This is a genomic window from Idiomarina zobellii (assembly GCF_900100855.1).
In the GTDB taxonomy this organism is placed as follows: domain Bacteria; phylum Pseudomonadota; class Gammaproteobacteria; order Enterobacterales; family Alteromonadaceae; genus Idiomarina; species Idiomarina zobellii.
On the sequence record NZ_FNCB01000016.1, the window covers coordinates 46,269 to 57,035 of the forward strand.

The window sequence follows — 10,767 nt, forward strand, 5'->3', positions numbered from 1 at the left end:
AAGAGCTAGTTGCTTAAAGAGTTAACAAGAAGATTTAAGGTGCTTTCTTGCTCATTTTCTTCTAAAGTTGTATATACTGGTAAACACAATATACGGCTCGCAATATTTTTAGATATTGGTTGTGGACTCCGTGCCCCTAAGCACTCTACTGAGTCTAATGAAGGGTAAAAATACCGCCTCACCGATACACCATTTTTCTTCAAATCTTCCGTTATTTTCAAGGCTCGTTCTTCACTTTCAAATACAACGGGGAAATAGGCATAGTTATAATCTTGATCTTCTGACTTCACTTGTAATTGCAACGACTGGCTCAATTCTCGCTCATAACGGTGCCACACAGTAGCGCGAGCTTTTAGATTCTCTTCCATTTCATCCAGAACACATAGCCCCATAGCAGCCTGAAACTCATTCATTTTTGCATTAATTCCAAGCTCTTCAATAGCATCAGGCCCCGTAATGCCAAAGCTCATCATTTTTTTTGCTGTTTCTAAGTCTTCTTTTCTCTTAAAGACAATAGCCCCGCCTTCAATGGTGTGAAACAGCTTTGTCGCATGAAAGCTTAGAGTAGCCGCATCTCCATGCCGCAATAAACTTTCTCCCTTGTAATTCACCCCAAACGCATGAGCGGCATCATAAATCACTTTTAAACCATGCTTATTAGCTATCTCATCAATAGCTTCAACTTCACAGGCATTACCAAACACGTGTACAGGCACAATAGCTTTGGTTTGTGGCGTTATAGCTTTTTCGATGTTTTTAGGGTCTAAACACCAAGTATCAGGATCTATGTCTGCAAACACTGGCTCCACGCCTTCCCACTTTAAAGAGCTTGCTGTTGCGACAAACGTAAAAGGCGTGGTTATGGCTTCAGGTTTTTCGTCACGGTTAGTTGTGCTAACACCAAGCGCGCGGTAGGCAATCTGCAGCGCCAAGGTACCATTAGAAACTAACAGTAAATTTTCAACGCCAAGATATTCTTCTAAACGTTTGGTCAGCTCTTGTACTAAAGGACCGTTATTCGTCAGCCATTCACGCTCGTAAATACCGTCAATATATTTGTCGAGCTTTTCACGGGCAGGAAGATAAGGCTTTGTAACAGGTATCATACTGATGACTTCTTTGGTTTAAGGCTAAGCAAGTATTCGCCGTAGCCATTTTTTCGCAAATCTTGACCGGCCTGCTGTACTTGTTCCCAGCTCAGCCAGTTTTGTAGGTAGCCTATTTCTTCCAGGCAGGCAATTTTGTACCCCTGACGCTTTTCAATGGTCTCAACAAACTGAGCGGCTTCCAATAAGCTTTCGTGCGTGCCAGTATCCAACCAGGCAAAGCCTCGGCCTAACTGTTCTACATTTAAGTCACCACGCTCTAGGTAAGCTTGGTTTATACTGGTAATTTCAAGCTCTCCTCGGTCAGAGGGCTCGACTTGTTTGGCTATATCCACAACATCGTTGTCATAGAAGTACAGTCCCGTCACTGCATAATTCGATTTAGGCTCTGCTGGCTTTTCTTCAATTGAAATAGCTCGTTTATTGTCATCAAATTCTACAACCCCAAAACGCTCGGGGTCTTTTACCTGATAACCAAATACGGTTGCACCCGATGTTTGTTTTGCAGCATGCTGAAGTTTCGGACTAAAACCTTGGCCATAAAAAATGTTATCGCCAAGTACTAAACAGACACTGTCATCACCAATAAACTCTTCGCCAATGATAAAGGCTTGAGCTAAGCCATCGGGGCTTGGCTGCTCTTTGTAGCTAAGCTCTATACCGAACTGAGAGCCATCGCCCAGCAGCTTTTCGAAATTCGGTAAGTCTTCTGGTGTGGAAATAATGAGTATCTCACGGATACCCGCCAACATTAGTACCGACAGCGGATAGTAAATCATTGGCTTGTCGTAAATAGGTAGTAACTGTTTCGACACACCTTTTGTTATTGGGTATAGGCGTGTACCTGAGCCGCCTGCTAACACTATTCCTTTCATGCCACTTCTCCTGACTGCGCACTTCCTAGCCGCTCTCGCTGGTAGCTCCCGTCCTGCACTCGCTGACACCATTCCTGATTGTCTAAGTACCATTGGACTGTTTTACGTATACCGGACTCGAATGTTTCTTCGGGCACCCAGCCTAAGTCCTTTTTAATTTTAGTTGAGTCAATGGCGTAGCGCATGTCATGACCCGGGCGGTCTTCAACGTAAGTTATTAGGTCTTTATGCGAGCTGTTAATGGGTACTAACTCATCGAGTATGTCGCAAATGGTGGTGACCACTTCAATGTTTTGCTTTTCGTTATGTCCACCAATATTGTAGGTTTCACCCACCTGACCTTCCCCTGCTACTTTGACCAATGCTCGAGCATGGTCTTCCACATACAGCCAATCTCGTATTTGGTTGCCTTTGCCGTAAACCGGTAAGGGTTTACCGTCTAAGGCATTTAATACCATTAATGGAATGAGCTTTTCCGGGAAGTGGTAAGGACCATAGTTGTTTGAACAGTTAGTAATAACAGTTGGTAGGCCATAGGTGCGGTGCCACGCCCTAACTAAGTGATCACTACTGGCTTTTGACGCGCTGTATGGTGAGCTAGGCTTGTAAGCAGTGGTTTCTGTGAATAACGGTAGCTCACCTTCGTGTGTATCAGGATGCGGTAAATCACCATACACTTCGTCGGTCGATATATGATGAAACTTAAACGTCGCCTTTTGATTCTCCGGCAGGTTTTGCCAGTAGACTCTTGTCTCCTCGAGCAGCGTATAAGTGCCAATAATGTTGGTTTGCATAAATTCACCGGGACCGTCAATGGAGCGGTCCACGTGAGACTCTGCCGCTAAGTGCATAACAACATCTGGTTGATGCTGCTCGAATACTCGTTTTATTTCGTTAGCGTCGCAAATATCGACTTGCTCGAATGCATAACGGTTATTGTTGCTGACTGATGCCAGGCTTTCTAAATTGCCTGCGTAGGTGAGCTTGTCAACATTGACCACGCTGTGGTTAGTGTCATTGATTAAGTGGCGGATAACGGCTGAGCCTATGAAGCCTGCACCGCCTGTAACAAGTATCTTCATACTACTTTTCATCTTCTTTTCTGAATATGTTTCTGACTAACACAAAGCCAACACTTAAAAAGCCACCTAAGAAGGTGCCAATAATGCAAATTAGTGCGCGCGATGGTTTGGCTTTTTGTTCTGGGACTACGGCAGGGTCTAGTGTTTGGAAAATATACTCAGGTCGCACATTCGCCAGCATTATGGTTTGTGTTTGCTTTTCGATTAGCTGGTAGAACACCTGTTGCATGTCGCTTAATGAGGTGCTTTGCAGTTCTTTGTCTAAATATTCCAGGCTTCGCTGCGCTTCCTGAATGTCTCTTTCGCGCATGTGGTTGTTTATTTCTTCAATCAGCCAGACCACCCATTGCTCGGCTACTTCTGGAGATTGATGGTTTACTGCTATTGTTACGAGACCGGTTGTGTCGTCTTTACTGACTTCCAGCACTTCTTCCCTGAACACTTTTACGTATTCCCAACTCGTTGGTTTGGGCTGCTGCGGCGGTTCGACTTCTCTTACCCACTCATTGGTATCCGGGTTATACAGCTCATTGTCGAATACAATACCAGCACCTCGGCTCCATTCTTCTACTGCCATAAGCTCTGGCAATATGTCGTACTTTTCGACAAAGCCTTTTATGAAGGCACGAGACTCTAAAATCTCCAGCGCTATAGTCGTTTTGTCGGCATTTTTGCCACCTAAGTTAACGCCAGCGAGGCTTGCCAGACCACCTAATTGCCCCGCCATTTGCGAGAGTCCACCACCACTGGCTTCTTCGGTCGGTGCCAATGTCGCTTCTGACTTATAAATATTCGGCAGACTTAATGAGTAAATAACCGAGCCCACAGCAAACACAAAAGTAATGGCAATAATCCACCATTTGCCCTGCCAAATAATGCCAAACAGCTCGCGCAGATCTATTTCGTCGTCTTGGTAATCCGAATGCCGTTGAGGGTCGTAGTTATGAGTATCGTTTGTCATTGTTGGGCCTTCAGGCACGCTACCGCCCATGGGTTGCGGTTCCCATAGGCCGGTGGTGCGGGTAATTATGTGATTTATTCGTACTATTCTGAATTTTGATCAAGCAGGTATCATACCGCATGCAGCCCTTTTCCTACAAAGGCTTTATTGTTAGCAATTGATGATATTTTAAGCGGTTAGTTCAGTTACCGGATTACATTACCGGCGGGGTAAACCGGTATTGCCGAATCTGCCGATTATTAATTTGACACAACTGTCGCATTAAACTCTATTGTGTACATAACTGTAACGCTATATTACTCCAGCTCCTGGATATATTCGTTGCGCTTTGAATTGCGGCTAATTGAAAGTAAAGCTTCGGCTGATTGAAAGTTAGCGCTGAACGGCAGTTAAACCAGAACTTTTAAAATTTGCTATAATGCAAATATAAACAACTGAATGGATGCAGTTATGAGCATAAATGATAAGGATACAGAAGAGTTACAAAACCAAATATCAGAGCTTGAAGCGCAGATGAGAGAGTTACAGCTAAAAAGTGCTCAGTACGAAGGAAAGGTTGACTCCATAGAGAAGTCGCAACTCCTTGTAAGCCAAAGCTATACATCTACGTATGACTCTAGCCTCTTTTGGTATAGTATAATTATTTCAATTGTCGGGCTATTGGTAGCTGTTTCAGGCGTGATAGGCTTTGTCTTAATTAAAAACTACAAGAAACGCGAAGTAGCGCAAGTTGTTGACGAAGCTGAAGCAAACCTAGAAAAAAAACTGTCTAATAATGAACAAATGGCCGCATACCTGTCCGCAGGCTTAAAAAGTGATGACTTCAATAAAAAGTTAGACGCATTGAAAAAAGACTTATTTAACGAGCTTAATAGGGATTTAGTCACTTACCTCGAAGACAAAATGAACAAACAAGATAGCGACGAATCTGCACAGGCAAGTAACGATACAAGCGACATTCTTGAAGATGATGATGGGAGGAAGGAATAATGACTGCAACAGCATTTAAAAGTACAGCTTTCTCTGTTCAGCAACTTGAGAATGTGCGCTCTGCCAATGACTTTCTTGAAAAATGCACGGGCAAACCTGTTGCAGATCTGGAACTTCCTATTAATGTCGATGCTTTAGTCAAATCAATCGCTGGGGTTCGCTTTAGCAACGAGCTCGACTTTGAGAATTTGACAAAGTCTGGCTTCGTTAAGGTTGAAAGAGATGACTTCGGGCAGGTTCATTCTATTCATATTTGGGTAAACCCGACTGAGCCACCAGTAAGACAACGTTTTACTCTTGCTCATGAACTTGGACACCTTGTTTATGACGTATATCCGCACATTGATGACAGTAATTACGACGAAGTTATAACAGACAGTATTGTCACGCTTAACCGCGACGAAACAAGTACTTACCGAGAAACACGCGCTAACCGCTTCGCAGCTCAATTGTTAATGCCTGCTGTACTAATTAAGCAGGAAATTGACCGGTTGCGTGAGCTTCTAAAAAAAGAAGAGCGTAAAATTACCACTGAACAACTACTAGAACTGTTCAGTAGCAAGTTTGATGTCTCTCGAGACGCTATGCGCTATCGCCTGCAAAATCTTGGGTATTTGAAGTAGTCTAATATCACCCTTTTGTCCGATAGCGCAGGTCTCTTGCATTTAAACTGACGTTACTTACGTCAGGTGCTGTCTCACCTTATGCCATAGCATCAGGCCACATTAACTTACATCTTAAATTCCGATGACCCACCACTTTGCTCGCGTAACAACTGGTCGCCCATTCGGGTAACCGTATCGGTAACATAGTCGACAAAGCCATCTTGTTCGATACTATTTGCGACCGTTGATGAGTCTAGAAAGCGCCGCATTTCCTGCTCAAAATCACCTGAAGCCATATAAGAAGGTAGTTCTTGTAACCGCCCGGAAAGCGCTTCAAAACCGGCAGGTTGATGATAGTCCTGAAACTTGGTTCGGACTAACTCCGCATCTACCTGTACATTACGCTGATTTAGCCAAGCAATATCCCAAACATCTCGTGCTTTAATCGAACGGCGCAGGGCTAGAGCAACAAACTTGTCAGCAGCAATTTCTTCGAGTGTTTCACAGTTGAGAAGAATGCTTACGTAGGCATCGGGAACACTAGGATAGCTTTTTACAAGCGGCCTTAGAACTTGCGTATGGGCAATAACTGTTGCCACTTCCAATTTCACTTTCTGCCATGGCAGGCTTTTCTTATCAGGCTCGGTTTCAATAGATATTTTCCAACGGCCTACCTGAATCGCCTCTTTATTCGATAACTTTCCATAATTAGGTTCAGTCACATTGACTTTAAGATTGTGCCTTTGCGACAGGTCTTCATGTAGGCAATCACGAAGATGAGCTAGCTGATCAAAGTCAAAATCTGCGCCGCCGACAAAATCCAAATCTTCCGATAGCCTACTCGATCCATACATCATTCGCAGACAGGTACCACCTTGAAAGGTAAGTTGTTTAAGAAAACCGTGCTTTGCCATTGAAGCTAGTACTTCATAATGGAGCAGCTCTTTTTCAACTGTTGTTGTAAGACCCGCTAACTCAGACGAATCAGCACAAATTTTTTGCGCAAGAGATTTAATGTTCATAGTTATCACTTCCTTGTCTTGTAATCGCTTCACTTAAAGCATCCTGGTCAACCAATTCGAGATTTCGTCCGACGTTTTTCAAATCTAAGTACGCTCTCTTTATTGTCGCTTCTCTCAATGGGTAATCATCTAATGGATACGTCTCATTAGTGATTGCCACTGGGTCACGCTTAGTATGTGTAAGCTCGAGCGTCCCAAGCGGAGTTTTAAATGTCCCACTCCGCCCCGTTGTCATTACAGTGGCATAATCAAACATCTGCTGACTAATAACGCTATATTTGCTGAGTACAGATTCCAAACTGAGGTAATTAAGGCTTGATGGCCGCACCAAATGCGGTAAGTGCAAAATACTCGTCGAGTGGTAATAGTGGCTTTCAGGAAAAGCCCATACTCCCCGACAAACCTTTTGAAGGACGCCTTTTTTTACCAGGTAATTTAGACGGACTTTTAGTGCATCGTCTGAATATTCTGGCATTAACATCTTAAATTGTGGCATAGATACAAGCGCATGATATGTATATTTTTGCAACGCATGTAACTTACCTTTCAACTGATGTATGCTCATAGGTTCGCATTAGGTTAATAAATTTAATAACCTAGCGTACACCAAGCAACCAATTAGGTCTACAATTAGTTATCAAAAAAGATAACCTACTGTAAACTTAAAGACCTCGGTTATTTGGAATGATCCAATATCACCCTTTTGTCCGATAGCGCTTTTCCGTTGGTTTTTGTAATCTGGTTGTTTTAAACGAGACGGAACCTACACATGGATGTTATTCATCACGGCGCGTTTGAAGGCGTTACGGGCTCTTGCCACGAACTGTTGTTAGACAGTGACCACTCACTTTTAATTGACTGCGGGCTGTTTCAAGGGGCGGAGACCTCGGGTTCAGGCGCGGACTCAAACACGCAGGAAATTGACTTCGATATTAGCAAGGTGCAGGCGTTGGTGGTGACCCACTGCCACATTGACCACGTAGGTCGCATTCCCTGGTTGTTAATTGCCGGCTTTACCGGCCCTATTTACTGCACGAAAGCTACCGCCCATTTGTTGCCGCTGGTGATTGAAGACGCGTTAAAGGTGGGCTTAACCCGCAACGCCGATATTATTGATGCAGTAGTGACTCGCCTGCAGCGCCAGCTACAGCCGGTGGAGTACGATGATTGGTTAGAACTGCCTGCCGACTTCTCTACTGAGCGCTTTAAGCTGCGCTTTCGTCAGGCGGGCCATATTCTGGGGTCGTCTTATGTGGAAATTGAGAATGTGAATAATCACTACCGTGTGGTGTTCTCGGGTGACCTGGGTTGTAAAAACACGCCGTTGCTGCCCGACCCTACCCCGCTGGAGCGCGCCGACTTTCTGTTGCTGGAAAGCACTTACGGCGACAAGAACCATGAGTCGCGCCTTGACCGCGAGCAACGCCTGAAGTCGGTGGTTGAGCGTTGTGTGGAGAACAAAGGCACTATTTTAATTCCGGCGTTTAGTATTGGCCGTACGCAAGAGCTTTTGTACGAGTTAGAAGACATTATTCATAAAGCAAGGGCTAAGGAAGCGGAGACTGGGGTAGCGGATGCCGTATGGCACAAAATGACGGTTATTTTAGATTCGCCACTGGCCGCGCAATTTACCAAACAGTACCGAGCCATGAAGGCGTTGTGGGACGAAGAGGCATTGGCACGGGTAGAAGAAGACCGGCATCCGTTAAACTTCGATCGCATGATGACGGTAGACGACCACGGTGACCATGAGCGCGTGGTGAATTATTTAAAAAGCAGCGGCGACCCCTGCATTGTTATTGCCGCCAGCGGTATGTGTACCGGCGGACGTATGCTCAATTACTTAAAAGCCTTGCTGCCCGACTCGCGCACCGATGTGTTGTTTGTAGGCTACCAGGCTGCCGGAACCCCGGGGCGCGATATTCAAACCTACGGCCCGCGCGGCGGCTATGTCGACTTAGACCACGAACGTGTCTGGATTAAAGCGGGTATTTATACTTTAGGTGGCTACTCCGCTCACGCCGACCAGCAAGAGCTTTTAGACTTTATTGATGCCACCGATGAACCGGTGAAGCGCATACGTTTAATTCACGGCGAGCCCGACGCCCGTTTGGCGTTAGCAGCGAAAATAAAAGGTCGGTATGGGATAGTCGTCAGCTGAGTTGGCTCGCGAATTCCCCAATACAGCGGTATCGTATATTGCGTAGTAGCTGCAGCTCGCCGGCTTTTGACTCAAAATTGGGCTGTTGCTCAAGCTCGGTGATAAGTTTGTCGGCTTCTTGCTGAATGCTTTTGCACAGCCGCTCTATTTCTCGCTCTGCGACGGGCTTGTTAAGCCCTAAGCCTTCTGCGAACGCTAAAACAGATTGTCGTGTCACCCGCCCAAAATGATGAGCGTCGCCAATGGGTTGCGACAAGTGCACTACTCATGATTGAGGCGTCCGGTTAATTCGGTGAGCTTGTCACTTGAAGCGCTGTCGGGAATGTCTAAATAAACTTTTATGCCAAGCGCATTCAGTACATTTAGGGCTTTTTCCAGTTGCACTGTTGGCTTGCCGTTTTCGAATTGACTCACAAAATTAATGCCACAGCCTGCAAACGCGCCAGCTGTTGTCTGATCCAACTCTTGTTGCTGCCGCACGACTTTGGCAATGCGCCCGATGGTTTTTGTGTCTTTTGCTTCCAGCAGCATGGGGGCTCCTGTTCTGGACCGCACCTGACGTAATAACGTCATATATGGTCCCCTCCCGTTTTTGCAACGTGAGCCTGTGGTAAATGTCGGGGCGCTCGCATATATACGGCCTGTTTATGGTGCGCTTCGCGCACCTGGCCTGGATGAACTCCGCACGGCAACTGGCTTATCAGGCTAACGTACTGAGTGTACTGACGCTATCCAGTCTCAGTTGCCGTCGGTTTACCCTATTTTACCATCCTGCTTACGTTTGCAACTCCCGGAAGGAATGAACCTTCGCTTTGCTCTTTTACTAAACGCTGTTGCTGTTAAGCAGCAGCCATTCGGTAATCTTCTTTATTCTTTAACATCGCCCAGATTATCCGGGCGTGCTTATTGGCCAGTGCCACTGCGGCAACATTGTTGCCCCTGCGTTTGGCAACATCCTGTGCCCAGAGGCTCAGCCGGTCATCACGTTGCTGCGCGACCCGCAGCGCAGAGCGCGCACCGTGCACCAGCAGTGTCCTCAGCTTGGTATTGCCTTTTTTGGTAATACCACCTAAACGGTCTTTGCCGCCGCTGCTGTTTTGCCGTGGTACCAGCCCCAGATATTCCGACAGGTTACGGCCGCGCTTAAATTCATTCACATCGCCTATCAGAGCCAACAACGATGTTGCTGTTATCGGGCCGATGCCCGGTATCGTCATCAGCCTGCGGCTGTCTTCGTTGTTATCAGCCTGTGCCGCTAAGCGCTTATCCAGTGCTTTTACTTCTTCATCGACCGCTCGCAGCATCTGATACAACCGGTTGATGAGGTCCCGGGACTGAAGCGTCAGCGCATTGCTGTCATCTTCCAGTATCTCCGGCACTCTCTGCAATATAGTACTAACCCGCTTGGGTAAAATAATACCGTACTCAGCCAACTGACCTCTTAGCCGGTTCGAGAACTGCGTTCTCGTCTGCACGAAGCCTTCCCGTTGATTCACCATCAGAGCTAAATCCTGCTGCTCAATACTTTTCAGCCTGACCGTCTGACGATTAGGCCGTGATGCCGCCTCGGCTATCGCCCGGGCGTCATTTGCATCGTTCTTCTCACCCTGCAAATACGCTTTGACGAAGCGTGGTGGCAGCGCCACCGTTTTATAACCCAGTTTTTCACATTCGCGGCGCCAGTAATGACTCATGCCGCAGGACTCAACCGCCACTTCACAGTCATCTGTACGTTTCAATGTTGCCAGCTTCGCTAACACCTTGTTGCTGCGCAGCTTTTTATTAAACACTTCCTGCTCATTTTCATCCAGCGCCAAAACCTGAATAAAATCCTTTGCCAAATCCAGTGCAATTCTGTTTACAATAGCCATTGGTCCTCTCCACTCTGTTTCTATAGAAGCTTGAACCTCTATATTGGCACATTGCGATGCCGTAAGAGGGAGGGGACCATCTCATCAGGCTACA

Annotated in this window: 12 protein-coding genes; 3 read left to right on the forward strand and 9 right to left on the reverse strand. The window is 46.1% G+C overall.

What is annotated here, in order from left to right:
- Nucleotides 1-5: 5 nt before the first annotated feature.
- The 4 genes from BLT32_RS11425 to BLT32_RS11440 are packed head-to-tail and all read right to left on the reverse strand — an operon-like array spanning nucleotide 6 to nucleotide 4,024.
- Nucleotides 6-1,106 (reverse strand): DegT/DnrJ/EryC1/StrS family aminotransferase, encoded by a 1,101-nt coding sequence (locus tag BLT32_RS11425; protein ID WP_053954393.1) that lies wholly within the window; start codon nucleotides 1,104-1,106, stop codon nucleotides 6-8.
- Nucleotides 1,103-1,981 (reverse strand): glucose-1-phosphate thymidylyltransferase RfbA, encoded by an 879-nt coding sequence (rfbA, locus tag BLT32_RS11430; RefSeq protein ID WP_053954394.1) that lies wholly within the window; start codon nucleotides 1,979-1,981, stop codon nucleotides 1,103-1,105. The genes BLT32_RS11425 and rfbA overlap by 4 nt, the downstream gene beginning before the upstream one ends.
- Complete coding sequence (gene rfbB / locus BLT32_RS11435; RefSeq protein ID WP_053954395.1) at nucleotides 1,978-3,063, reverse strand: dTDP-glucose 4,6-dehydratase; 1,086 nt, start codon at nucleotides 3,061-3,063, stop codon at nucleotides 1,978-1,980. The genes rfbA and rfbB overlap by 4 nt, the downstream gene beginning before the upstream one ends.
- 1 nt (nucleotide 3,064) lies before the next feature.
- The gene (locus BLT32_RS11440; RefSeq protein WP_053954407.1) at nucleotides 3,065-4,024 is read right to left on the reverse strand and encodes a Wzz/FepE/Etk N-terminal domain-containing protein; all 960 of its coding nucleotides are present in this window, start codon (nucleotides 4,022-4,024) and stop codon (nucleotides 3,065-3,067) included.
- Between the two features lie 450 nt (nucleotides 4,025-4,474).
- Here BLT32_RS11440 and BLT32_RS11445 point away from each other — a divergent pair, with 450 nt between their 5' ends.
- Nucleotides 4,475-5,014, forward strand: coding sequence for a hypothetical protein (locus tag BLT32_RS11445; RefSeq protein ID WP_143020964.1), 540 nt, complete (start codon nucleotides 4,475-4,477; stop codon nucleotides 5,012-5,014).
- Nucleotides 5,014-5,637 carry an ImmA/IrrE family metallo-endopeptidase gene (locus BLT32_RS11450; protein ID WP_053954397.1) on the forward strand — a complete coding sequence of 208 codons (624 nt, stop codon included), beginning with the start codon at nucleotides 5,014-5,016 and terminating at the stop codon, nucleotides 5,635-5,637. Before BLT32_RS11445 ends, BLT32_RS11450 begins: the two co-directional genes overlap by 1 nt.
- A gap of 107 nt (nucleotides 5,638-5,744) precedes the next feature.
- Here BLT32_RS11450 and BLT32_RS11455 read toward each other — a convergent pair whose 3' ends face one another.
- Nucleotides 5,745-6,641, reverse strand: a complete 897-nt coding sequence (locus BLT32_RS11455; protein WP_053954398.1) for a nucleotidyl transferase AbiEii/AbiGii toxin family protein — start codon at nucleotides 6,639-6,641, stop codon at nucleotides 5,745-5,747.
- Nucleotides 6,631-7,206: a type IV toxin-antitoxin system AbiEi family antitoxin gene (gene abiEi / locus BLT32_RS11460; protein WP_053954399.1), complete on the reverse strand. Its 576-nt coding sequence runs from the start codon at nucleotides 7,204-7,206 to the stop codon at nucleotides 6,631-6,633. The genes BLT32_RS11455 and abiEi overlap by 11 nt, the downstream gene beginning before the upstream one ends.
- A gap of 204 nt (nucleotides 7,207-7,410) precedes the next feature.
- On the opposite strand from abiEi, the gene BLT32_RS11465 reads away from it, so the two are divergent.
- Nucleotides 7,411-8,802, forward strand: coding sequence for an MBL fold metallo-hydrolase RNA specificity domain-containing protein (locus BLT32_RS11465; RefSeq protein ID WP_053954400.1), 1,392 nt, complete (start codon nucleotides 7,411-7,413; stop codon nucleotides 8,800-8,802).
- On the opposite strand, the gene BLT32_RS11470 is transcribed toward BLT32_RS11465, so the two are convergent.
- The 3 genes from BLT32_RS11470 to BLT32_RS11480 form a co-directional block, all read right to left on the reverse strand.
- Entirely contained in the window at nucleotides 8,795-9,058 is a 264-nt protein-coding gene (locus tag BLT32_RS11470; RefSeq protein ID WP_143020965.1) for a type II toxin-antitoxin system HipA family toxin, read from the reverse strand. The two genes, BLT32_RS11465 and BLT32_RS11470, sit on opposite strands and share 8 nt — an antisense overlap.
- Nucleotides 9,059-9,063: 5 nt before the next feature.
- Nucleotides 9,064-9,375: a helix-turn-helix domain-containing protein gene (locus BLT32_RS11475; RefSeq protein WP_235444012.1), complete on the reverse strand. Its 312-nt coding sequence runs from the start codon at nucleotides 9,373-9,375 to the stop codon at nucleotides 9,064-9,066.
- Between the two features lie 266 nt (nucleotides 9,376-9,641).
- Nucleotides 9,642-10,673: an IS110 family RNA-guided transposase gene (locus tag BLT32_RS11480; RefSeq protein ID WP_074668980.1), complete on the reverse strand. Its 1,032-nt coding sequence runs from the start codon at nucleotides 10,671-10,673 to the stop codon at nucleotides 9,642-9,644.
- Between the last annotated feature and the right edge of the window lie 94 nt (nucleotides 10,674-10,767).